The organism is Pseudomonas sp. gcc21 (assembly GCF_012844345.1).
GTDB lineage: Bacteria > Pseudomonadota > Gammaproteobacteria > Pseudomonadales > Pseudomonadaceae > Halopseudomonas.
This window is the reverse complement of record NZ_CP051625.1, coordinates 2,498,047-2,520,215: the sequence shown is the minus strand read 5'-3', so window position 1 is coordinate 2,520,215 and position 22,169 is coordinate 2,498,047. Positions and strand designations below refer to the sequence as shown.

The window sequence follows — 22,169 nt, the reverse complement described above, 5'->3', positions numbered from 1 at the left end:
AATCAGCGCGATGTTTCGGACGGTTCAGGCAGTGGATTGATGACTGCCCGCACGGAGTCACATATTGCGCTGTCGATTAAAGTTTGGCTGGAACGCCCGGATTGAACGACCCAGCATGGGTTGGCGTGGCCACTTGTTACCGACCGGACCGGCGGAGTGTAACATTGAAGGGAGATAGCGGCGAAAGCGGTGGCAGACGGTAATCCAGAGCCATCCACAGAAGGCCAGCTATCGCGCTATCGCCGAGTGACCTGTCAAGGATAGCGACGGAAAGGGGAAAGTCGATTGATCCGCTGTGTAGGGCGTGGCTTGGCAAAGGCGCGCCCAGACCACAGGCGCGCCAGAGCCTAGCTGTCTATCAAGTGTGTACGTGCTCGCGTGCTGTAAGCCCGACGCTACCATGCTGGCAGTGCCGCCAATGACGCGACCAATAGCGGTCGTCAGCAACATGAACATAAGAATGGTTACCACAGTCCAGGTAGTTAGGCCGTGCAACGCGCGGTCACGGCGGTCCTGGATCATGGCCAGCGCGCCGGCAACATAACCACCAACAAAAAGCGCAATAAGCGCGCTGATGACCAGATAGATGGCGGAGCCTGTACCAAGCCCGGCTTCGGTGCAGGCCAGGGGGCTGTCGGCGGGGCTGCGGCCTTACCGTCTCCATGCGCTGTGCCTATGCTAGGCTTGATGCTCAGGAGGGCGTTGCCGAGATAAGCAGCACGAACACAAACCGAAACAAAAATGTGATGATGGGCGCGAATTTTGCTCACCGTAACTCATCTGAAACTGGCTACAATCGGCGGCTTCTAAGCCACGATGGTCTTGTATGACTCTCCTGATAGCGTTCGCTATTCTTTCAATTTCAGTTTCCTTCCTTTGTTCGATTCTAGAAGCAGCGTTGTTATCGATGACGCCCAGCTACATTGCTAACCAGAAAGCGGACAAACCACAGCTGTACGAGCGGTTGAAGCATCTGAAAGAGAATGTGGACCGGCCGCTTGCTGCAATCCTTACGCTCAATACCGTCGCTCACACCGTGGGTGCCACCGGCGTCGGGGCGCAGGTTACGGTGGTGTTCGGGGATGGTTATCTGGGCGTTGCGTCGGCGGTCATGACGCTGTTGATCCTGGTGCTCTCGGAGATAGTGCCCAAGACCATCGGCGCTCGGTATTGGCCGAGCCTGGCACCGATTCTGCCGACGCTGCTTGGCGGTATGATCTGGATACTGAAGCCCTTCATATGGTTGTCGGACCTCGTCACCCGTTGTTTTGGCGGGCAGCCGCCGACGCATGACATTCGCCAGGAAATCAAGGCGCTTACGCTGCTCGGCCGGGAGCTGAACGAGCTGGATGACGACGAGCAGCGCGTCATCGGCAATATCCTGGATCTTCATACGATCAAGGTGCGCGACATCATGACTCCCCGCGTTGTCTGCGAGCATGTAGGGCCGGAGGTTGCGATCAGCGACTTCATCGACAGGGTGGCTGTGAGTCAGTTTTCCCGTTACCCGGTTATTGACCAAAACGAGCAGCCGCTGGGCGTGGTGTTCCGGTATGACCTGGTAGGAGCCCAGCAAAGCGATGCGCCTATCGAAACGCTGATGAAGCCGGTCAAGGTTGCTCAAGACACATTGAGTGTAGAGGCCTTGATGAGTCAGATGATGAATGAGCAGCAGCATATGTGTCTGATCTACGACGAGTTCGGCAGTTGGGGCGGGTTGGTCACGATGGAAGACATTATCGAAACCATTCTAGGTAAAGCGATTCTGGACGAAACAGACGATATCCCCAATATGCGCCGGTTTGCGAGACGCTTGTGGGAGAGCCGCCTCAAAGCAGCTCGCGATTAACTGAGGCTCTCAGAGCCCTGACTTGAGCGGCGCTCGGCCGGATCTGTTCCGGCCAGCGCTGTCAGGTGTCACCGCTAGCTCGATCATGAGCGCAGATCTTCGTCGTTGTATTCCCCTCGCTTGTATACAATGTGGCCCGCCCTTACTGTTTTGCCCTGCATAAAAGAGACACCATTACATGAAGGAACGCCGATCGGCGCCCGCCGCTAATGACACTGATGCTGTCGCCCCGAAAAAGCCTGCCCGAAAGGGCTCCGGACGCCACGAGTCGATTTACCAGGCCATCAGCAACGCGGTGATTGAGCACCGTCTCAAGCCCGGCGCGCGCCTGCGTGAGGATGCCCTGGCCGAGGTGTTCAGTATCAGCCGCACAGGCATCCGCAAGGTATTGCAACGGCTGGCGCTGGAGCAGTTGATCACCCTGACCCCGGGTAAAGGTGCAGCTGTGGCGCGCCCATCGGCGAAAGAAGCGCGTGAGGTCTTTGACGCACGGCGGATGATCGAGAGTGCGCTCATGTCGCGCCTGGCCAGTCGGGTGACGGCTGCGCAGATCAAAGAGCTGCGCGATCTGGCCCGGCAGGAATTACAGGCGCTGAAGGGACATGAGCAGAGCGCGGCAATCAAGGCGTCGGCGGCTTTCCATGGGCGTCTGGCTGAGCTGGCGGGCAATCAGACCCTCGCACGTTTTGTCGCGCAGCTGTGTTCGCGCTCTTCACTGATTCTTGCTGTATACGGGCATCCAAATGATCTGGGATGTGATTGCAACGATCACAACCAATTGGTTGATCTGCTCGAGGCGGGAAATAGTGACGGTGCGGCTGCATTCATGCAGTCCCATCTGCATGCGATCGAAGCGTCGTTATCCATCGATGGCGTGGAGGATGAAACGCCTGATCTGCACGATGTGTTTGCCGTATATCAGGGCGAAGAGAGCGAAACGCTCTGAGGCAGGGACGCTGGCGTAAGCATGCCGGAGAAGGGGCGGCTGACCTCGGAATTACCAAGATCAGCCGCCTTCAATCGCTGTTACTGACGGAAGCGCTGGCAAGGCGCCCAGTGTTTCATGAGCAGGAAGTAGGTCAGTCCTGCCGGAATCAGGCTGGCATACCAGGAGACTGACGAGAACGTCAGCGCCACCACCGCGCCCACGGCCGTCGCGACCAGTGCCGCGTAATTCAACCCGCTATAAGGTCCCTGAGCATCGTAGAGATGCTGCAGATTCAGCGTGCGCTTGCGGATCAGATAGTAATCAACCACCAGAATCGCAAAGATTGGCCCGAGGAACGCCGAGTACGTCTGCACGAAGAGTTGCAGGCCGGCCGCGGATTCTTCGGTAACCAGCTTCCACGGGAAAGTAGCGAAAGCCAGCAGGCCGACGATGATGGTTGCCGGGCGAAACTTGAGCTTGAACACATCCATCAGGATGTAGGTCGGTGGTACCACGTTGTTCAGTACGTTGGTTGTGACCTGGGCGAAGGCGATGAACAGCAGCGTAGTCATCAGCAACGGCGTGTTGTCCACTGCGTTGGCGAAAACCTGAATAGGATCAGCCACACCGGTTGCTTCCGAAACCATGTATCCAATCAGACCCATGAACAGCGTGCAGGGCAGAATCGACATCGAATACAGCGTGGTCAGCAGCGACGGACTGGAGCCGTGCTTGTGCTCGCGAGAGTAATCACTGACGTTGAGAATCATGGTGCTGTAGATGCCCAGGAACAGCATGGTCGCGCCCCAGAAAGGCAGGCCCCAGGAGCCTTCCATGGTCAGCAGATTGGCCGACAGCTCATCCCCGTAGCGCTGCACCGTGCTGTAGAACATGTACACCAGCGACGCGAGAATGAACGCGCTGCCAATGTTCTCCAGCCATTTGATCCCCTGAAAGCCCATGACGGACAGTCCGATCTGCAGGAACTGAAAGGCAATGAAGAAGAAGATCAGGTTGTCGAAGCCGAACAGCGTGGCAGAGACCATATTCAGCGCGCCGGCACCGATCCAGCTCTGAAAGCCGTACCAGACGATCGCCGGCACCGCGCGGACCAGGCCCGGCAAACGGGTACCGGCGAAGCCGAACGCGCTGCGCGCCTGAACCATGAACGGAATGCCGTATTTATAGCCGGCTGCACCATTAAGGGTCAGCGCGACCCCGATGACGAAGCAACCGATGGCGATGGCCAATGTTGCTTGAATAAGGTTGAGGCTGCCGACGACGCTGGAGCCCATGGTGAAAGTGCCGATCGAGACGCAGCCGCCAAACCAGGCCAGCAGATAGGAAATCCGCCCCATGATGCGGGTTTGTTGGGGCGCCAGTGATTCCTCGCCCGGGGCTTTGGTTGCGCTCTCGCCGACGGGTTCGGCTGATGTGCTGGTCGCTAGGCTCATGAGGCTGACTCGCTGTCCATGTTGTTTTTCATTGTTTTGCTCCTGGCTAGGGTTTTGAATTTTTTTAAAGCAAGGTTCAGTCCAGCTTCAGGTTGGAGTAGCGCTCGAAGCGTCCAACGAAGGGCTTGGGCCGGGGGAACGCGAGATCACCGTACTTGCTGGTGTTGAGTCCAAGCCCCACCAGCGCTTCGGCCAGCTTGATGGCAGCGGTCACGCCTTCCACCACGGGCAGGCCGACGGCCTCGGTAATCTGGGGCGTCAGGTCGGCCATACCGCCGCAGCCGAGCACGACGGCGCCGATGTTGTCCTCGTGCTTGGCACGCAGGCATTCCTCGATGATGAGTTCCAGCGCGCGGTCAGGGTTGTCTTCAAGATCAAGCACGGGAATGTCCGCCGCGCGAATACGCCGGCAGTTATGGCTGAAGCCGTAACTTTCCAGCAGATGTTCGGCGATGATCATGGTGCGGGGCAGGGTCGTGACAATCGAAAACCGCGTGCTGATCAGGCTGGCCATATGAAAGGCCGCCTCTGCGATCCCGATTACCGGCGCGCGCGTCAGCTCCCTGGCCGCGTAGATGCCCGGGTCGCCGAAGCAGGCGATGACGTAGGCATCGGTACCTTCACGTTCGCCTGCGAGAATCTCTTCGACAACGCCCATGACGCTGACGGCTTCGTCAAAATGGCTCTCGATCGAAACCGGGCCGCTGTCGGGTTGGGAGGCCGTGATGCGCGTACCGGGCGAGGCGACAGCCCTGGCTGCTTCGCCGATGGTCTCCGTCATGGCTTGGGTGGTATTGGGGTTGATGACGCGGATGTGCATGGCTGTGGCCTGTAGCTGGATTTGTACACAAAGTTTGAGTTTAATTGTATACAATCAATCCGGTCAAAAAAGATACGATCTGTTTATCGGAGCAGATAAGTGGCGGGTGTCCAGACGCCACAACGTATTCACCATGTAAAAAGGTCAACAGTCATGAGTATCAGTGCCTCTTACCCACGGAATCTCGTCGGCTACGGCAGAAATCCGCCCCACGCCAACTGGCCTGGACAGGCCCGTATCGCCGTTCAGTTCGTGCTCAATTACGAAGAGGGCGGAGAAAACTGCGTGCTGCATGGCGACAGTCATTCGGAGAAGTTTCTCTCGGAAATCGTGGGTGCTGAGGCCTTTCCCGCGCGGCACATGAGCATGGAGTCGATCTACGAATACGGTTCTCGCACTGGCGTCTGGCGGATTCTCAACGAATTCGAGAAGCGTGGTCTGCCGCTGACGGTGTTCGGCGTGGCCATGGCTCTTGAGCGGCATCCCGAAGTGGCGATGGCGTTCAAGGAGCTGGGCCACGAGATCGCCTGTCACGGCTGGCGCTGGATTCATTACCAGGACGTGCCGGAAGCTGTCGAACGCGAGCACATGCAACGCGCCATCGAGATATTCCAGCGTCTGTACGGCGAGAAGCCGCAGGGCTGGTATACCGGTCGCGACAGCCCCAATACGCGCCGGTTGGTGCTGGATGAGGGCAGCTTCCTGTACGACAGCGACTACTACGGCGACGATCTGCCGTTCTGGACCCGCGAGGCTGACAGTCAGGGCGAGCTGCATGATCACCTGATCGTGCCCTACACGCTGGACACCAATGACATGCGCTTCGCCGCGCCGCAGGGATTCAACACCGGCGATCACTTTTTCACCTACCTGAAGGATGCATTTGACGTGCTCTACGCCGAAGGCGACGAGCAACCGAAAATGCTCTCGGTCGGGCTGCATTGCCGCGTGATCGGGCGTCCCGCACGCTTTCGGGCGTTGCAGCGTTTTCTGGATTACATCGAGGCCCATGATCGGGTCTGGGTGACACGCCGTATCGACATTGCCCGTCACTGGGCCGAACATCATCCTGCTCCAGCCGCCGTATAAGGAATCACCATGGCCCAGCGTCCAAACGAACCCAGAACCTATTTCGCTCCCACGGGTGGGCATCCGCCGCAAACGCAGCTGCTGACTGATCGCGCGGTATTTACCGAGGCCTATGCTGTCATTCCCAAGGGCGTGATGCGTGACATCGTCACCAGCCATCTACCCTTCTGGAGTGGTACTCGCCTGTGGGTGTTGTCGCGGCCTTTGACCGGTTTTGCCGAGACCTTCTCGCAATACATCATGGAAGTGCAGCCAGGCGGCGGCAGCGACAAGCCGGAAACCGACCCGCAGGCCGAAGCCGTGCTGTTTATCGTCGAAGGCGAACTGGCGCTGACCCTGAACGGCGAGCAGCACGTCATGCAGCCGGGTGGCTATGCGTTCATTCCGCCGGGCAGTGACTGGACGGTGCGCAACCGCTCTGACGCCGCGGTGCGCTTCCACTGGATTCGCAAGGCCTACGAGAAGGTGGAAGGCGTCGACGTGCCGGAGGCTTTCGTGACCAACGAGAACCTGGTCGAGCCGATTGTGATGCCCGACACCAACGGCTGCTGGAGTACCACGCGCTTCGTCGATACGCAGGACATGCGCCACGATATGCATGTGAACATCGTCAACTTCCTGCCCGGTGGTGTGATCCCCTTCGCTGAGACTCACGTGATGGAGCACGGTCTTTATGTGCTCGAAGGCAAGGCTGTCTATCTGCTGAACAAGGATTGGGTCGAAGTCGAAGCGGGTGACTACATGTGGCTGCGCGCCTTCTGCCCGCAGGCCTGCTATGCCGGTGGTCCAGGACCCTTCCGCTATTTGCTGTACAAGGACGTCAACCGCCATATGAAACTGCCGACCTACGGCCGCTGAGCGAGCGAGCAGATGAGCGAACAACCATTACAGCTGACGGCTGAACCCCTGACGCCCGAGGCCTTCGTGGCCTTTGGCGATGTGATCGATCACCGCCACGCCGAGTTCTTCATGATCAACAGCGGGCGCACCCGCCGTTACCACGATCTGGCAAAGGTTGAGACGCTGGGCGACGACGCTCGCACGCTGATCAGCATCTTCGTCAGTCAGCCCGTACAGATGCCGCTGGAACTGACCTTCCTCGAACGTCATCCGCTGGGCAGTCAGGCTTTCATTCCGTTGCGCGGGGAGCGTTTTGTGGTGGTCGTCGCGCCGCGCGGCGACGTGATCGATCCAGCCCAGGTGCGCGCCTTCGTCACCGACGGCAGGCAGGGCGTGAACTATCACGCCGGCACCTGGCATGCGATCCAATCCGTGCTCGAGACTGAAGGCGAGTTTCTGGTCGTGGATCGTGGCGGCGCAGGGCACAACTGCGACGAGCACCCGCTTGAGGTACGGGTGAGCCTGGCGTAAACGGGCTGACTATTTGATCTTCACCGTGACTGGTTAGGCAGGGTTCTCGTCACCCAGTCCGCGAAATAAGGATCCTCCACCTCATAACGGCCTTGCCCTACGGGTGCAATTACCGTGTTGCGCATGAGCCGGTTGACTGCGTTCTGGATAGGATGAATGTTGATCTTATCCAGGCCCAGCCGTTCAGCGATGAAGGCTCGCGCGTCCTGGCTATAGATTCCCTGCGGATTGCGAGAGAGCACCCATCGTACGACGGCCTGATCGACGGGCTTCATCTCTGTCCAGGTGTCGGAATAGGTTTCGTCCTGACTGTTTTCCTGGATGTATGCGCTGGTCGCGGCGCGAATATCAGTACCTCCTCCCAGAATGAGCTGGTCCAGTACCTGGCGATAGTCAAAAGGCACCTTCTTGATCATCTTGAACGCGGCCTGGCACGCATTGATATCCAGCGTGCGTCCGGTAGCCATATTGAAAGCCGTCGCCATATGCTCAAGGTACCCACGGCCGAATTCAGGCAGTTCAATCTGTTGTGCGCTACTGAATAAAGGCGCATTTCTCCTCTTGAACAGCTTTTGCAGCCCGCTGCGACTAGATCCGGTGTAGATCACCCTGACCTGCTGCCTGTTGGTATCGATCATCCCTCTGAGCGCGAACACCAGGGGCTCGAATGCCGAGTTGGTAGCCAAGTGCTGTACCTCATCCAATGCCAACAGGACGCGGCGACCGTCATTCATCAATGCATCGAACATTTCCTGAACCGCTTCCAGCTTTTGACGCCTATCGGCCTCTGCTAACTCGAGACGTAAGCCCCCGACTGGCGTATCAATCCCGCCCCCGCGCAGCCTGGAGAGCACTTGCTTGGCCTTGGTTGTGAATCTGAACTGTCTCGAGGCCTTTTGCAGACCGAGGATCATGCTGTCGACAGGGTCGGCCATTCGGTCCCAGAAGTTCACGTATACGGTCAAATAGTCTTGCTGCTCTGCAGCCATGGGCAAGAGATCTTCCAGCAGGAACTCTGTTTTTCCCATTCGGCGAGGGGCAAACAAAGTCAGCGCAGTGGTGGCCCCAATATCGAACCGGTCCAGAACCTGTTCGGCCAAGTCAGTGCGAGCGTAATGCCACTTGATAGTCGTGGTAGCCATACTTAGTATCGTTTAGTAAAGGTGGTTACTAACTTAGTACGTTGGTCTACTAAGTGCAACTAAAGGCGCTTGCTTACGGTTGAGAATCCTTCGTTTTTGTTATCAGGGACGGGTGTCCCGTACTGTCATGCCCATTGAAGCGCACTGATTTGCCATCCAGCTCGCCCTTTACTTCCTCACGCAAAACTCCTAACCTTCCGGCTGCTTCAGGTTCCTGCCAGTAATTGGCGGGTGAAACTGGGAAGCCGGTGCGTCTGTTCCAGACAATTCCGGCACTGCCCCCGCAACGGTAAATGAGTGCCGGCCACTTCGGTGTGCCAGGCGGATGATCCAGCAAGACCACTGTGCTTCGCATGGGAAGGTCGGGTCATCGGAGTCAATCCACTCATGAGTCCGGAGACCGGCCTGTCGCATGTCACAGTAGTGCGGCGGGCACTGCGGGTGGAGCGATTTCATCTGTGTCGAAACCGTTTGCCCCTGTCCGTCGCGGCTGCTTTTAACCAGCCATGCCGTACGGGTGAGTACGGTGACGGAGCACCGATGAAATTTGCACGCACAACCCTGGCGCTGGCCCTGACGGCCGTTGCCTGCCTGTCCCATGCAGAATCCCTTTCCCTGAACCATCAGGTCGTTACCGCCACGCGGACCGGCCAGTCCCTTGGCGCCAGTCTGGGTGCGGTTACCCGCATTGATCGCGCCGATATCGAACGTCTTCAGCCCACCGATCTGCCGGATCTGCTGCGCCGTACGCCTTCGGTAAGCATCGTCAACAATGGCGGCCCGGGCAAAGCCGGCAGCATTGGTATCCGCGGTAGCGGTTCGGGACATGTGTTGGTGCTGATCGATGGCGCGCGTATTGGTTCAGTGACCAGCGGCGATGCGGCGCTGCAGAATCTGCCCGTAGAGCAGATCGAACGCATCGAGATCGTGCGTGGCCCGCGCTCCAGTCTGTATGGCTCCGAAGCCATTGGCGGGGTGATCCAGATCTTCACTCGCCGGGGCAAGGGTGGGGAAGCCAAGCCCTGGATGTCGCTGACTGCGGGCAGCCGGAATCACCATGCCGGTAGCGCTGGCGTATCCGGTGGAGTGGGTGATGGCTGGTACAGTCTGGGTGTTACCAGTCTGTCGACCCGAGGTATTAATGCGCGGCCGAGTCATGGCGAGCCGGATCATGACGGGTATCGCGAGCTGTCTGGTAATGTCCGCGCGGGTTACCGTTTCGATAATGGTCTGGAGCTCGAAGGCCATGTGCTGGAGTCCCATTCCAGCAACGACTACGACTCTGGCTTCAAGGCTAATTCCGACGCGGTACTGACCACCCATGGCGTCAATGCCCGTTTTGCGCCGCTAACGCCATGGCGCGTGTCGCTGCAGGCTGCACGCAGCGAAGACAAGAGCGACAACTTTAACGGCAGCACTTTTTTCAGTCGCTTTGATACCCGCCGCGACACACTCGGCTGGCAGAACGATATCGATCTGGCGCCCGGTCATCTGCTTACGGTGGGCTATGACTATCTGGCCGATGAGGTCAGCAGCACCACCGAATACAGCGAGTCCCGGCGCAGTAACCACGGCTATTACGCCCAATATCTTGGCCAGCGCGGTGTGCACGAATGGCAGGCGAGCCTGCGCTACGATGACAACGAGCAGCACGGCGAGCACACCACCGGCAATCTCGGCTATGGCCTGACCCTGTCTGACAACCTGCGATGGGTGGCCAGCTACGGTACCGCGTTCAAGGCGCCCACTTTCAACCAGCTGTACTACCCCGGCTTCGGCAATCCGGACATCAGCGAAGAGACCTCCCGCAACCTGGAGACGGGCCTGCGTGGTCAACACGACTGGGGTCAGTGGTCGGTCAATCTGTTCCGCAACGAAGTGGAAGATCTGATCGCCAGCGTGAACCTGGGTGGCGGCATCTATCTGGCGGAGAACGTCGACAAAGCCGTGATCAAGGGCATTGAGTTCGAGATGGACAGCCAGTGGCTTAACTGGGACTGGCGCACCAACCTGACTTTGCAGGATCCCGCGAACCGGTCCTCCCGTCCTGGGCAGGGCGATCTGCTGGCACGCCGCGCCGAGCAGCTGTTCAATCTGGATATCGATCGCCGCTTTGGGCGTATCGGTGTCGGCGCCAGCCTGCATGCCGAAGGCCGCCGCTGGGATAACGCATCCAACACTACCGACCTGCACGGCTATAACACCGTCGACCTACGTGCCACCTACTGGTTCAGCCACGCCTGGCGGCTGCAGGCGCGGGTCAGCAATCTGTTCGACACCCAATACGAAACCGCCGCCAGCTATCAGCAGCCAGGCCGGGCCGGTTATTTGACTGTGCGCTACCAACCACTCTAAAGGAGAAAACTATGTTGGCACTATCCAAACGCAGCCAGATGGCTGTAGGCGTTGTACTCGTACTCTTGATGGCAATCAGTCGCGGCAGTCACTTCAGTGCAGTGAATCTGCCCAGTGCGTCCTGGGCGGTGTTCTTCCTGGCGGGGGTGCTGTTGCGTCCGCGCTGGGCATTCCCGTTGTTGTTTTTGCAGGCGTTGGTTATGGATCTGATGTCGACCGGTTGGGCCAGTGATAGCCATTGCATGACGCGGGCCTACTGGATGCTGGTGCCGGCCTATGGCGCGCTCTGGTTTGGCGGTCGGTTGTATGCCCACTGGCACCGTGAGCATGTCTCCAGTCTGCTGATTCTGGTGCCCACGGTGGCGATCAGTGCATTGGTGTGTCAGCTGTTTTCCAGCGGTGGCTTCTATTGGCTGTCGGGTCGGCATAGCGCGCAGACCATGACCGGCATGTTCGAACGCATAGCCACCTACTATCCACAATACCTGAGCACCCTGGCGCTCTATGTAGGTTTGGCTGCGCTGGTGTACGTAGCGTTGCGCCTGCTCACTGGTCAGCAGGTTGCGGCCGGAGATCACAAGGTATGAGCGAGATTCCCGGCCGCGACGAGCGCCATCGCCTGCGCATGCAACGCAAGAAGGCGCTGATGGACGAAAAAATCGCCCAGGCGCAGGACGAACACGGCCTGCTGCTGGTGCTGACCGGCAACGGCAAGGGCAAAAGCAGCTCTGCCTTCGGCATGGCGGCGCGGGCTTTGGGCCATGGCATGCAGGTCGGCATCGTGCAGTTCATCAAGGGCTCGAGCAGCACCGGGGAGGAGACCTTCTTCCGGCGTTTTCCTGATGAGGTGCGCTACCACGTGATGGGCTCCGGCTTCACCTGGGAGACCCAGGACCGCCAGGACGATATCGCCAAGGCGCACGCTGCCTGGGAGGTGGCGGTCGAGTTGATGAGTGATCCGGCGGTGGGCCTGGTGGTGCTGGATGAGTTGAATATCGCGCTCAAGTACCGCTATCTGGATCTTGAGCAGGTGCTGCGCGATATCGCCTCGCGGCCGATGCATCAGCATGTGGTGGTGACCGGCCGCGGCGCGCCGGATGAGTTGGTTGAAGCAGCGGATACGGTGACCGAGATGGGCATGGTCAAGCATGCCTTCAAATCCGGCATCAAGGCGCAGCAGGGGATCGAATTTTGAATACCCGTTCCTGCCCGGCCTTGTTGATCGCCGCACCTGCCTCGGGCCAGGGCAAAACCACTATTACTGCGGCGCTGGCAAGGATGCATAGCCGGCAGAGGCGACGTGTACAGGTATTCAAATGCGGCCCGGATTTCCTCGATCCGATGATCCTGCAACGCGCCAGTGGTCGCCCGGTATACCAGCTTGATCTGTGGATGACCGGGGAGGCCGATAGCCGTCAATTGCTGTGGCAGGCGGCGGGCGATGCCGACCTGATCCTGATTGAAGGCGTGATGGGGTTGTTCGATGGCACGCCCTCGGCGGCGGATCTGGCGCGCCGTTTTGGCGTGCCGATTCTCGGGGTTATTGACGGTTCCGGCATGGCGCAGACCTTCGGTGCCATGGCCCACGGACTGGCGCATTACCAGCCCGATCTGCCCTTTGCCGGCGTGTTGGCAAACAAGCTTGGCAGCACCCGCCATGCTGAAATCCTGCGCGACTGTCTGCCCCAGGGTATGCACTGGTACGGCGCCTTACTACGCGATGCGGCGCTGGCGTTGCCCAGCCGGCATCTGGGTCTGGTTCAGGCTGACGAGGTGGATGACATTGACGTTCGCCTCGATGCCGCTGCGGACGCGTTGGAAGCCAGCGCAGGTGCGCGGTTGCCCGAGGCGGTTCGCTTCGCAGGCGAGCCGGTTGCAGAGCTGGAGCCGCTGCTCGCCGGTGTGCGTATCGGCGTCGCCCGCGATGCAGCCTTTGCGTTTCTGTATCAGACCAACCTCGATCTACTGAAGCGTATGGGCGCCGAGCTGGTGTTCTTTTCGCCGCTGGCCGACAGCGTGCTGCCCGATGTTGATAGCCTGTATCTGCCCGGCGGTTACCCGGAGCTGCATCTGCAGCAGCTGTCGGCTAACACTGAGCTGGCGGAGGCGATCCGCCGTCATCACCGCGCCGGCAAGCCGATGCTGGCTGAGTGCGGCGGGATGCTCTATCTCTGTGAGACGCTGACCGATGCCGAAGGTCTATCAGCCGAGCTGGTCGGGTTGCTGCCTGCGCAGGCAGTCATGCAAAAGTGCCTCGCCGCGCTGGCCCTGCAGCAGGTTGCGTTTCCAGAGGGCGTGTTGCGCGGTCATACCTTTCACCATTCCTCGCTGGATTGTGCGTTGGAGCCGCTGGCGCGTGGCGAATGCCCGAACTACCGGCGCACCGCCGAAGCGGTCTACCGCGTAGGGCGGCTGACGGCGTCCTATATCCATCTGTATCTGCCAAGCGATCCCAACGCCGCGGCAGCGTTGTTTCGGCCATGAATAGCCAGGCGTTTTCTGCCGCCGAGCGCGAGGCGGTTTATCGCGCCATCCGCGAGCGTCGGGACATGCGCCACTTCAGCGGCGGCAGCGTTGCGCCGGAACAGCTGGCGCGTCTGCTCCAGGCAGCGCATCAGGCGCCCAGTGTTGGTCTGATGCAGCCCTGGCGATTTGTCCGGGTGCTGGATCTCGCTGTGCGGCGGGTCATTCATGGCCTGGTTGACGCCGAGCGCCGTCTGACTGCCGAAGCGCTGGGTGAGCGCAGCGATGATTTTATGCGGCTCAAGGTGGAAGGCATTCTCGAATGCGCCGAGCTGTTGGTTGCGGCGCTGCCGGAAGGCCGGGAAGCGCATGTGTTCGGCCGCCGTACCTTGCCGGAGATGGATCTGGCCTCGCTGTCCTGCGCCATTCAGAATATGTGGCTGGCCGCCCGCGCCGAAGGCTTGGGCATGGGCTGGGTGTCGCTGTTCGATCCGCTGGCACTGGCGCGATTGTTGAACATACCTGCTGGCGCACGGCCCGTGGCGGTGCTCTGTCTGGGCCCGGTCGATGCGTTTTACGCGCGCCCCATGCTGGAGGAGCTGGGATGGACGCAGGGTAGGCCGTTGGATGAGCTGGTATTCACCGACCGTTGGGGCCAGTCATGACACAGCCCCGACACATGCCTGGCTGTGAGCGGATGTGCTGATGGCGCCGATCATGCTGGCCGCGCTGCTGCTGGATCAGTTGCTCGGCGAGCCCCGGCGCTGGCATCCGCTGGTCGGGTTTGGCGCTTTTGCATCCATCCTCGAACGGCGCTTCAATCGCGGCACATCGAAGCGTTTGGCTGGGTGTTTCGCCTGGACGTTAGCGGTATTGCCACTCACGCTGATGGCCTGGCTACTCAGCCTGATTCCCGATATCGGCTGGCTGGTCGAGCTGTTACTGCTGTATCTGGCCATAGGGTTGCGTAGCCTGTCCGAGCATGCGTTACCGGTCGTGCGCGCCTTGGCCACGGGCGATCTTCACGCCGCCCGTGAATGCGTTGGCCGGATCGTCAGCCGTAATACTAGCGGGCTTGATGAAACCGCCGTGGCGGCAGCGACCACCGAGTCGGTTCTGGAAAATGGCAGCGATGCAGTCTTTGCTGCCTTGTTCTGGTTTGCCGTGCTGGGCGCACCGGGGGTGGTGGTGTATCGACTGGCCAATACCCTCGATGCGATGTGGGGCTACCGCAATCCGCGTTATCAGCAGTTCGGCTGGGCCGCGGCGCGGATTGACGATGTGTTGAATTTTGTCCCGGCGCGGCTGGTCGCGCTGACCTATGCCCTGTGTGGTAAGACCCGGCTAGCGCTGCGCTGCTGGCGCGAGCAGGCACCACGCTGGGACAGTCCCAATGCCGGTCCGGTCATGGCCGCAGGTGCGGGCGCATTGAGTGTGCAACTAGGCGGGCCCGCGATTTACGGCGGCGTCTTGCATGAACGTCCTCTACTCGGCGCCGGGCCGGCACCCGGTGCGGTAGATATTTTTCGGGCAATGCGCCTGGTGCGCTGCGGCGTCGTGTTATGGGTGCTGATCGCACTGGCATTATGGGGATTGAACCTTGCTTGAACACGGCGGGCGCCTGCGTCAGGCAGCCATCACCTATGGCATTCCAATGGATGACTGGCTGGATCTCTCCACTGGACTGGCACCCTACAGCTGGCCGTTGCCCTCGATACCCGCTGAGGCATGGCAGCGTCTCCCGGAGAGCGATGACGGTCTCGAGCAGGCTGCACGCGATTATTATCAGGCCGAGAGCCTGCTCCCCATAGCCGGCTCCCAGGCGGCTATTCAGGCGTTGCCGGCGTTATTTCCGGGACGGCGGGTTGGCTTGGTCGAGCCGTGCTATGCCGAGCATCACCATGCCTGGCGACGCGCTGGGTTTGCACCACTGGCTCTGGCCGATGACGAGGTCGAAGAGGTGCTCGACCATATCGACGTGCTGGTGGTGGTCAACCCGAACAATCCGACCGGCCGTCTTTTTGCGCCGGAGCAATTATTGGACTGGCACGTACGACTGGCCAGCCGTGGTGGCGGCCTGATCGTGGACGAAGCTTTCATAGATCCCACCCCGGAAATCAGTCTGGCGCCCTACACCAGCGCACCCGGCCTGATTGTGCTGCGCTCGCTGGGCAAGTTTTTCGGGCTGGGCGGCGCGCGGCTGGGCTTTGTGCTGGCCGAACAATCGCTGCTTGTTTGCCTCGCAGAGATATTAGGCCCCTGGAACATCAGCGGGCCGGCTCGGCATGTCGGGCGGCATGCGCTGGCAGACAAACCAACCCAAAGAATCTGGCGCGAGCAGATGCATACCGATAGCCAGCGCCTTGCGAGCTTGCTCACTGCATATGGGTTGGCACCGCAGGGCGGCTGCGCATTATTTCAATGGATACCGCATATCCGGGCTGCTGCGCTGCATCAGGCGTTGGCCGAACAAGGAATACTGACGCGGCCGTTCGATCAGCTGTCGGCACTGCGCATCGGCCTGCCGGGTAGTGAGGCCGGCTGGAGACGATTCGAATCTGCACTGGCACAACTTTCCCCGGAGATGAGATGCCCACGTTAATGGTCCAGGGCACCACCTCGGATGCCGGCAAGAGCACGCTGGTGACGGCGTTGTGTCGATGGCTGGCTCGGCGCGATATCAAGGTCGCGCCGTTCAAGCCACAGAACATGGCGCTCAATTCGGCGGTAACGGTCGACGGTGGCGAGATCGGCCGCGCCCAGGCGGTGCAGGCTGAAGCCGCAGGGCTGGCTCCGCACACCGACATGAATCCGGTGCTGCTCAAGCCCAACACCGATGTCGGCGCGCAGGTCATCATTCAGGGTCAGGCGGTCGGCTGCATGGATGCAATTGAATACCACGCCTACAAAACCACAGCCATGCAGGCGGTGCTCAACTCACATGTTCGGCTCGCCAGCCAGTATCGAGTGGTGATGGTCGAAGGTGCCGGCTCACCGGCCGAAATCAATCTGCGCGAGGGCGATATCGCCAATATGGGCTTTGCCGAAGCGGTGGATTGTCCGGTGCTGCTGATTGCCGATATCGACAAGGGCGGTGTGTTCGCCCATCTGGTGGGTACGCTCGAGCTGTTATCGCCGAGTGAGCGTGCGCGGGTAAAGGGCTTCGTGATCAATCGATTCCGTGGGGATATTACGCTGCTGCAACCCGGTATCGACTGGCTGGAGCAGCGCACTGGCATTGCGGTGCTGGGCGTATTGCCCTACCTGCATGATCTGCATCTCGAAGCAGAAGACGCCATCAATGCCCGGCAACCGGACAAATGCGAACACACGCTCAAGGTGGTGGTGCCGGTGCTGCCACGGATGAGCAATCACACCGACTTCGATCCGCTGCGCCTGCATCCGCAGGTCGACTTGCAACTGGTGTGTGCTGGGGAGCCGATTCCGGCAGCCGATCTGATCATACTGCCGGGCTCCAAGAGCGTTCGGGCTGATCTCGAAATCTTGCGTGAGCAGGGCTGGGACAGCGCAATCAAACGGCATCTCCGCTATGGCGGTCGGCTTCTAGGCATCTGCGGTGGCTTTCAGATGCTCGGCGCGCAGATCCATGATCCGCTGGGGCTGGAGGGGCCGCCCGGCAGCGCCGACGGTTTGGGACTGCTGGATTTCAGCACGACTCTGTACGCGAACAAGCGCCTGGCGCAAGTGAGCGGACATCTGACGCTCGGTCAGGCGACCGTACGCGGTTATGAAATACACGCCGGCGTGAGCACCGGCCCGGCTCTGGATTCGCCTCTGGTTAAGCTCGAGGGTGGAAGACTCGACGGCGCGCGCAGCGCTGATCAGCTCATTGCCGGCACCTATTTGCACGGTCTGTTTGAGTCACCCGACGCCAGCCGCGCGCTTTTGCAATGGGCCGGTCTCGATGCGCCGGTAATACAGGATTACGCGGCCTTGCGAGCACGCGACATCGACCGCCTCGCCGATCTGGTCCAGAACCATCTCGACACCGAAAGACTTGATGTCTTGTTAGGAATACATCCTTGATTGAGCTGATACTCGGCGGCGCCCGCTCGGGCAAAAGCCGGCTGGCTGAACAGCGCGCCCGCGCGTCCGGCCTGCCCGTTACCTACATCGCTACCAGTCAGGCACTGGACGCATCCATGGTCGAGCGCATCGCCATGCATCAGCAGCAGCGCCCTGCGGAATGGGCGTTGGTTGAAGAGCCATTGGCACTGGCTGATGTGTTGCGCCGCGCCTGCGCCAGCGACCAGTGCGTGCTGGTCGATTGCCTGACGCTCTGGCTGACCAACCTGTTGCTGGACCCGGATCCGCAGCGCATGGCCAATGAACAACAGCAACTGCTCGATATTCTCCCCGGGTTGACCGGACAGGTCATTCTGGTGAGTAACGAAACAGGGCTCGGCGTGGTGCCAATGGGTGAGCTGACCCGCCGCTATGTTGATGCCGCCGGCTGGTTGCATCAGAGTCTGGCGCAATTGAGCGATAGGGTGACCTTCTGTGTGGCCGGTTTGCCGATGACGCTGAAGGGGAAAAGCCATGACTGAGATATGGTGGCAACGCGACGCTCAGCATGTGAATGTGCAGGTCCAGCAGCAGAGCCTGGCGCGTCAAAGCCAGTTGACCAAGCCCCCCGGCTCGCTGGGCCTGCTTGAGGAGCTGGCCGTTACGCTGGCCGCATTGCAGAGTCGTTCGCGCCCGGCGATCGACTATCCGTGTATCGATATCTTTGCCGGCGACCATGGCGTGGTGGAGGAGGGCGTGTCGGCTTTTCCCCAGGCTGTTACCGGCCAGATGCTGCATAACTTCGCAGGGGGCGGCGCGGCGATCGCTGTGCTTTCCCGCGCGCTGGATGCCCAGTTACGGGTTTATGACCTGGGCCTGGCGCAGCCGATAAAGCCCCCGCCTGGCGTAACCCAGCGTCACATCGCCCCCGGCACGGCCAACTTCACCCGTGGGGTGGCCATGACCACAGCGCAATGTCAGCAGGCATTGAATGTCGGCAGAGACGCGCTGGTGGAAGCGGCTATTGGTGGCTGTTGCGATCTGTACATTGCCGGGGAGATGGGCATCGGCAATACCACCAGCGCCTGCGCTCTTGCCAGTGCGTTGCTTGACATTGCGCCGCAGCAACTGGTCGGCGCAGGGACCGGTCTCGACGTTGTGGGCGTGGCGCATAAGCTCGAAGTGATCGAGCGTGGATTGCAGCTGCATGCGGCGCGGCTAGCCGATCCCTTCGATGCGCTGGCCTGTGTTGGCGGGCTGGAAATCGCAGCGTTGGTCGGTGCCTATATCGCGGCCTCGCAGTACGGCGTGCCGGTATTGGTGGATGGCTATATCTGCACGGTCGCGGCTCTATGCGCGGTACGCCTCAACCCATCGTGCCGGCCCTGGTTGCTGTTTGCCCATCAAAGCGCAGAACCGGGCCATGCGGTATTGCTGACTGCCCTTGATGCACGGCCGCTGCTTCAATTGGGCATGCGCCTGGGTGAGGCCAGTGGCGCGGCCATGGCGATACCGCTGCTGCGGCTGGCTTGCACCCTGCACAATGAAATGACCACCTTCGACGAGGCGGCGGTTTCCGGAAGCACCAAGGCATGATTGTCGATCTGCTGCGCCACGGCGAAACCGAATCCGGCGGTGGCTTCCGCGGCAGTCTGGATGATGCACTGACCGAGACCGGCTGGGAGCAGATGCGCCAGGCGGTTCGCGAAAACCTCAAGTGGGATCTGATCGTCAGCTCGCCTTTGCAGCGCTGCGCAAGGTTCGCTGCCGAACTGGCGCAGCAACGGGGAGTCGCATGGGATATCCAACCTGACTTGCGCGAGCTGCACTTCGGCGAATGGGAGGGGCGACACCCACGAGATCTGATGCAGGATCAGGCAGATTTGCTGGCACGTTTCTGGGATGATCCCTACGCCTTCACGCCCCCGGGCGGAGAGCCGGTTGCAGCGTTCAGGCTACGGGTACTGAACGCCATGGCCGGGTTGCAAGACGCGTATGCTGGCCGGCGTGTTCTGATCGTCAGCCATGCCGGTGTCATGCGTCTGTTGCTGGCCCGGGCCCGGTCATTGCCGGATCGTGACCTGTTACAGGTTGAGGTAAGCCACGGCCAGTTGATCCGCTACACCTGTTGACCCGCGTTACGGAGAGTTCCGCATGACCCCAATGATGATCGCCCTGCAATTTTTGACCATCCTGCCGATCCGGCTGCGACGGCCGCCGCAGGGGGAAGAATCGGGGGCCTCGCTGCTCTGGTATCCGGTGGTGGGGCTGGTCATCGGCTTGCTGTTGATTGTGCTGCAGTGGCTGCTCGCAGACTTGCCGATTGCCTTGCAGGCAGCCCTGCTGCTGAGTTTCTGGGTGCTGATTACCGGTGGGCTGCATCTGGACGGGTTGGCCGACACTGCTGATGCCTGGGTGGGTGGGCGCGGTGATCGCGAACGCACCCTGGCAATCATGAAGGACCCTAATTGCGGTCCGATGGGTGTATTGGCGCTATTGCTGGTTCTGCTGGTGAAGTACGCAGCGCTGATCACCGTTATCGAATCCAATCTCTGGTGGGTGCTGCTGGTAGCGCCCTGGATAGGGCGCTGGCTATTGCCGGCACTGTTGCAGACCACTCCCTATGTGCGCCCCGGCGGCCTGGGGGAATCCATATACGAGCACATGCCGCGTGGCTGGCTGCCGGCGGTGCTCTTCGTCCACGGCTTCGCCATGCTGATCATCGGTGGATTCACCTGGCTGGTCGTGGTGTTGTTGTTCGCTGTGATCTACCGCGCTCTCCTCAAACGGCGCATCGGCGGGACTACCGGTGATACCGCCGGCGCTCTGGTCGAGCTGGGTGAGGCGCTGGCGCTGGTGGCTCTGGTGTGGGCCAACGGGCCCTTTGGATTATGAACGAGTCGGCTCAGTTCTGACGCTGCCACTGCACAACCAGCGTTTCCCGGGACGCAAAGCGCACCAGATGGTCGGCCATGACCTGTTCAGTGCGGTCGAGCGCTTCCTGGTCGTTTGCTTCGATTGTCATCCGCAGCAGCCCGTTGGTCGCATCCAGTAATCCTTTGCTGCCGAAGGGGAATAGGACCTCGCCGTGCGCGTCGTCGAAGGTCACCTCGACCTTGTGACTGAGGTGGCGACACAGTTTCTTGAGGTTGGTACTGGCAGAGGCGGTGCTGACTTCGCTGATTGAGCTGAGCATAGGCTGTCTCCTGAAAGAAGAGGGCCGGCACGCATCGACAAAAGGATTTCGGCCAGCCATAAGCTGTAAATGATAACCCTTCTCAACAAGAACGGCAATGACGTCTAGCGTGCACTCCGGCTCCACTCATGGATGGTTCAGTCTGTTTGCATCTCCCGCACCAACACTTCGACCAGCTCCGCCGCTGGCATGGCCCGTGCCAAGGGAGCGCCTTGCCCCGCCCATTGCACGGCAAAATCGTAGTCGCCCTGGTTGTTGGCCGCTGTACTCAGCGCTTTGGTCGCGACGTACGCGGTGGGGTAGTCCGGTCGTGTGGGTGCGTTAGCGCCGCCAACTTCCGTGAACATCCGGTTGATCATTCCGCGTGCTGGCCGACCTGAAATATCCATGCTGATAGCAGTCCGCTGGGTGCGTTCACTTTGCAGCGCCTGCCGGTATTGCTCGTTGGCCGAGGACTCCGGGCAGGATACGAACGCCGTGCCCATCTGCACAGCGCTGGCGCCCAGGTTCAGCGCGGCGACAATACTGCTGCCGTTCATGATGCCACCGGCGGCGACAATCGGCAGATCGGTCATCCCGGCCAGTACCGATACCAGGGCGAAGGTGCCGATCAGCTGGTCATCCTCCGGGTCAAAAACGCCTCGGTGTCCGCCAGCTTCGGCTCCCTGGGCAATCAGCGCGTCGACCTTCGCCGCCTCGGCCAGCCTGGCTTCGGCGGCTGTGGTGACGCAGGCAAAAGTCTTGATTCCGGCGTCTTTCAGTTGCTCGATCCAATCGTTCGGCGGCAAGCCGAAGTGAAAGCTGGCAATGGCAGGGCGCTCTTCCAGCAGAACCTTCAACATATCCTCCGACGCAAGAAAGCTGGGGTAGGGCTCGCTAATGGAAGCGGGCGGCTCGGCGCCATATTCAGCAAACAGCGGGGCCAGATAATCCAGCCAGGCTTTCTCGACCTCCGGCCTGGCTACCGGCGGGCGGTGACAAAACAGATTGACGTTGAACGGCGCATCGGTCAGCGCACGGGTTTTCTGGATCAGCTCGCGAGCCTGTTCTGGCTTGCTGCCACCTAAGCCAATCGAACCCAGCGCGCCAGCGTTGGACACCGCAGCCGCCAGCTCCGGCGTTGAAACGCCGACCATCGGTGCCTGGATAATCGGGTGTTGAATGTTCAGAAAGTTGAGGATGTCTGCGCGTTGAGTCATAGGTCACCGGTTGGCTGCGTGGGGGTGGCATCGATTGTAGGAAAAATTCGTCGTGGCGACACGGCGCGATATAGGTATGCGCAAAAAAGTCGTCTGGGTTGAAACCGGTTTTTTTTCGTCAGTTTGATGTTTCCACGGAGCTGGTGTAGCGCAAGGCGCACTACACGCCCGGGGAGCGGCTGGCCGCGCGAGGTTGGTTGGCGTGCGGCTCGGGCCGGGTTCGGACGCGCCGACAAAGGCTGGGTTTCTTTCTAAATCAAAGCCCTGTCACGTAATT

Annotated in this window: 22 protein-coding genes and 1 riboswitch; of the genes, 17 read left to right on the top strand and 5 right to left on the bottom strand. The window is 60.4% G+C overall.

Annotated features, from left to right (window positions below; translation table 11 throughout):
• Positions 1-826: 826 nt before the first annotated feature.
• Together HG264_RS11555 and HG264_RS11550 are read left to right on the top strand one after the other, a co-directional pair.
• Positions 827-1,849, top strand: a complete 1,023-nt coding sequence (locus HG264_RS11555; protein WP_169407806.1) for a CNNM domain-containing protein — start codon at positions 827-829, stop codon at positions 1,847-1,849.
• Between the two features lie 178 nt (positions 1,850-2,027).
• Positions 2,028-2,795 carry a GntR family transcriptional regulator gene (locus tag HG264_RS11550; RefSeq protein WP_150300097.1) on the top strand — a complete coding sequence of 256 codons (768 nt, stop codon included), beginning with the start codon at positions 2,028-2,030 and terminating at the stop codon, positions 2,793-2,795.
• An 80-nt stretch (positions 2,796-2,875) separates the two neighbouring features.
• Here HG264_RS11550 and HG264_RS11545 read toward each other — a convergent pair whose 3' ends face one another.
• Together HG264_RS11545 and HG264_RS11540 are read right to left on the bottom strand one after the other, a co-directional pair.
• Complete coding sequence (locus HG264_RS11545; RefSeq protein ID WP_169407804.1) at positions 2,876-4,231, bottom strand: NCS1 family transporter; 1,356 nt, start codon at positions 4,229-4,231, stop codon at positions 2,876-2,878.
• Between the two features lie 76 nt (positions 4,232-4,307).
• A complete protein-coding gene (locus HG264_RS11540; RefSeq protein WP_169407802.1) occupies positions 4,308-5,051 on the bottom strand; it encodes an aspartate/glutamate racemase family protein in 744 nt (247 codons plus the stop codon).
• A 153-nt stretch (positions 5,052-5,204) separates the two neighbouring features.
• Here HG264_RS11540 and puuE point away from each other — a divergent pair, with 153 nt between their 5' ends.
• The 3 genes from puuE to HG264_RS11525 are packed head-to-tail and all read left to right on the top strand — an operon-like array spanning position 5,205 to position 7,511.
• Positions 5,205-6,140, top strand: coding sequence for an allantoinase PuuE (gene puuE / locus HG264_RS11535; RefSeq protein WP_169407801.1), 936 nt, complete (start codon positions 5,205-5,207; stop codon positions 6,138-6,140).
• Positions 6,141-6,149: 9 nt separating this feature from the next.
• Positions 6,150-6,998 (top strand): bifunctional allantoicase/(S)-ureidoglycine aminohydrolase, encoded by an 849-nt coding sequence (locus tag HG264_RS11530; protein ID WP_169407800.1) that lies wholly within the window; start codon positions 6,150-6,152, stop codon positions 6,996-6,998.
• 12 nt (positions 6,999-7,010) lie between these two features.
• Positions 7,011-7,511, top strand: coding sequence for an ureidoglycolate lyase (locus HG264_RS11525; RefSeq protein ID WP_169407798.1), 501 nt, complete (start codon positions 7,011-7,013; stop codon positions 7,509-7,511).
• A 20-nt stretch (positions 7,512-7,531) separates the two neighbouring features.
• Here the strand turns inward: HG264_RS11525 and HG264_RS11520 are convergent, their stop codons facing one another.
• Positions 7,532-8,653, bottom strand: coding sequence for a hypothetical protein (locus HG264_RS11520; RefSeq protein ID WP_169407796.1), 1,122 nt, complete (start codon positions 8,651-8,653; stop codon positions 7,532-7,534).
• A 191-nt stretch (positions 8,654-8,844) separates the two neighbouring features.
• Positions 8,845-9,077, top strand: a riboswitch (cobalamin riboswitch).
• Positions 9,078-9,193: 116 nt separating this feature from the next.
• Between HG264_RS11520 and btuB the strand changes: the two genes are divergently transcribed.
• Genes btuB through HG264_RS11460 form a run of 12 tightly spaced genes read left to right on the top strand, consistent with a single transcriptional unit; the run spans position 9,194 to position 20,392 of the window.
• Positions 9,194-11,008, top strand: a complete 1,815-nt coding sequence (gene btuB, locus HG264_RS11515; RefSeq protein ID WP_169407794.1) for a TonB-dependent vitamin B12 receptor — start codon at positions 9,194-9,196, stop codon at positions 11,006-11,008.
• 11 nt (positions 11,009-11,019) lie between these two features.
• A complete protein-coding gene (locus tag HG264_RS11510; protein ID WP_169407792.1) occupies positions 11,020-11,595 on the top strand; it encodes a hypothetical protein in 576 nt (191 codons plus the stop codon).
• Positions 11,592-12,203 carry a cob(I)yrinic acid a,c-diamide adenosyltransferase gene (gene cobO / locus HG264_RS11505; RefSeq protein WP_169407790.1) on the top strand — a complete coding sequence of 204 codons (612 nt, stop codon included), beginning with the start codon at positions 11,592-11,594 and terminating at the stop codon, positions 12,201-12,203. The genes HG264_RS11510 and cobO overlap by 4 nt, the downstream gene beginning before the upstream one ends.
• On the top strand, positions 12,200-13,492 hold the full coding sequence (locus HG264_RS11500; protein WP_169407789.1) for a cobyrinate a,c-diamide synthase: 1,293 nt from the start codon (positions 12,200-12,202) through the stop codon (positions 13,490-13,492). The genes cobO and HG264_RS11500 overlap by 4 nt, the downstream gene beginning before the upstream one ends.
• Positions 13,489-14,136: a 5,6-dimethylbenzimidazole synthase gene (gene bluB, locus HG264_RS11495; RefSeq protein ID WP_169407788.1), complete on the top strand. Its 648-nt coding sequence runs from the start codon at positions 13,489-13,491 to the stop codon at positions 14,134-14,136. The genes HG264_RS11500 and bluB overlap by 4 nt, the downstream gene beginning before the upstream one ends.
• A gap of 34 nt (positions 14,137-14,170) precedes the next feature.
• The gene (gene cbiB / locus HG264_RS11490; RefSeq protein ID WP_256663663.1) at positions 14,171-15,079 is read left to right on the top strand and encodes an adenosylcobinamide-phosphate synthase CbiB; all 909 of its coding nucleotides are present in this window, start codon (positions 14,171-14,173) and stop codon (positions 15,077-15,079) included.
• Positions 15,072-16,073: a threonine-phosphate decarboxylase CobD gene (gene cobD, locus HG264_RS11485; protein WP_169407786.1), complete on the top strand. Its 1,002-nt coding sequence runs from the start codon at positions 15,072-15,074 to the stop codon at positions 16,071-16,073. The genes cbiB and cobD overlap by 8 nt, the downstream gene beginning before the upstream one ends.
• A complete protein-coding gene (locus tag HG264_RS11480; protein ID WP_169407785.1) occupies positions 16,061-17,518 on the top strand; it encodes a cobyric acid synthase in 1,458 nt (485 codons plus the stop codon). The genes cobD and HG264_RS11480 overlap by 13 nt, the downstream gene beginning before the upstream one ends.
• Positions 17,515-18,039: a bifunctional adenosylcobinamide kinase/adenosylcobinamide-phosphate guanylyltransferase gene (cobU, locus tag HG264_RS11475; protein WP_169407784.1), complete on the top strand. Its 525-nt coding sequence runs from the start codon at positions 17,515-17,517 to the stop codon at positions 18,037-18,039. Before HG264_RS11480 ends, cobU begins: the two co-directional genes overlap by 4 nt.
• On the top strand, positions 18,032-19,093 hold the full coding sequence (gene cobT, locus HG264_RS11470; protein WP_169407782.1) for a nicotinate-nucleotide--dimethylbenzimidazole phosphoribosyltransferase: 1,062 nt from the start codon (positions 18,032-18,034) through the stop codon (positions 19,091-19,093). The genes cobU and cobT overlap by 8 nt, the downstream gene beginning before the upstream one ends.
• Positions 19,090-19,629, top strand: a complete 540-nt coding sequence (cobC, locus tag HG264_RS11465; RefSeq protein ID WP_169407780.1) for an alpha-ribazole phosphatase family protein — start codon at positions 19,090-19,092, stop codon at positions 19,627-19,629. Before cobT ends, cobC begins: the two co-directional genes overlap by 4 nt.
• 22 nt (positions 19,630-19,651) lie before the next feature.
• On the top strand, positions 19,652-20,392 hold the full coding sequence (locus tag HG264_RS11460) for an adenosylcobinamide-GDP ribazoletransferase (RefSeq protein ID WP_169407779.1): 741 nt from the start codon (positions 19,652-19,654) through the stop codon (positions 20,390-20,392).
• A gap of 10 nt (positions 20,393-20,402) precedes the next feature.
• Here the strand turns inward: HG264_RS11460 and HG264_RS11455 are convergent, their stop codons facing one another.
• Positions 20,403-20,693, bottom strand: a complete 291-nt coding sequence (locus tag HG264_RS11455) for a DUF2218 domain-containing protein (protein ID WP_169407777.1) — start codon at positions 20,691-20,693, stop codon at positions 20,403-20,405.
• A gap of 137 nt (positions 20,694-20,830) precedes the next feature.
• Positions 20,831-21,892: a nitronate monooxygenase family protein gene (locus HG264_RS11450; protein ID WP_169407775.1), complete on the bottom strand. Its 1,062-nt coding sequence runs from the start codon at positions 21,890-21,892 to the stop codon at positions 20,831-20,833.
• Between the last annotated feature and the right edge of the window lie 277 nt (positions 21,893-22,169).

Bases quoted from the DNA above. Each gene is read 5' to 3' on its own strand.
- HG264_RS11555 (WP_169407806.1), top strand. From the start codon at position 827: ATGACTCTCCTGATAGCGTTCGCTATTCTTTCAATTTCAGTTTCCTTC.
- HG264_RS11550 (WP_150300097.1), top strand. From the start codon at position 2,028: ATGAAGGAACGCCGATCGGCGCCCGCCGCTAATGACACTGATGCTGTC.
- HG264_RS11545 (WP_169407804.1), bottom strand. From the start codon at position 4,231: ATGAGCCTAGCGACCAGCACATCAGCCGAACCCGTCGGCGAGAGCGCA.
- HG264_RS11540 (WP_169407802.1), bottom strand. From the start codon at position 5,051: ATGCACATCCGCGTCATCAACCCCAATACCACCCAAGCCATGACGGAG.
- puuE (WP_169407801.1), top strand. From the start codon at position 5,205: ATGAGTATCAGTGCCTCTTACCCACGGAATCTCGTCGGCTACGGCAGA.
- HG264_RS11530 (WP_169407800.1), top strand. From the start codon at position 6,150: ATGGCCCAGCGTCCAAACGAACCCAGAACCTATTTCGCTCCCACGGGT.
- HG264_RS11525 (WP_169407798.1), top strand. From the start codon at position 7,011: ATGAGCGAACAACCATTACAGCTGACGGCTGAACCCCTGACGCCCGAG.
- HG264_RS11520 (WP_169407796.1), bottom strand. From the start codon at position 8,653: ATGGCTACCACGACTATCAAGTGGCATTACGCTCGCACTGACTTGGCC.
- btuB (WP_169407794.1), top strand. From the start codon at position 9,194: ATGAAATTTGCACGCACAACCCTGGCGCTGGCCCTGACGGCCGTTGCC.
- HG264_RS11510 (WP_169407792.1), top strand. From the start codon at position 11,020: ATGTTGGCACTATCCAAACGCAGCCAGATGGCTGTAGGCGTTGTACTC.
- cobO (WP_169407790.1), top strand. From the start codon at position 11,592: ATGAGCGAGATTCCCGGCCGCGACGAGCGCCATCGCCTGCGCATGCAA.
- bluB (WP_169407788.1), top strand. From the start codon at position 13,489: ATGAATAGCCAGGCGTTTTCTGCCGCCGAGCGCGAGGCGGTTTATCGC.
- HG264_RS11480 (WP_169407785.1), top strand. From the start codon at position 16,061: ATGCCCACGTTAATGGTCCAGGGCACCACCTCGGATGCCGGCAAGAGC.
- cobT (WP_169407782.1), top strand. From the start codon at position 18,032: ATGACTGAGATATGGTGGCAACGCGACGCTCAGCATGTGAATGTGCAG.
- cobC (WP_169407780.1), top strand. From the start codon at position 19,090: ATGATTGTCGATCTGCTGCGCCACGGCGAAACCGAATCCGGCGGTGGC.
- HG264_RS11460 (WP_169407779.1), top strand. From the start codon at position 19,652: ATGACCCCAATGATGATCGCCCTGCAATTTTTGACCATCCTGCCGATC.
- HG264_RS11455 (WP_169407777.1), bottom strand. From the start codon at position 20,693: ATGCTCAGCTCAATCAGCGAAGTCAGCACCGCCTCTGCCAGTACCAAC.
- HG264_RS11450 (WP_169407775.1), bottom strand. From the start codon at position 21,892: ATGACTCAACGCGCAGACATCCTCAACTTTCTGAACATTCAACACCCG.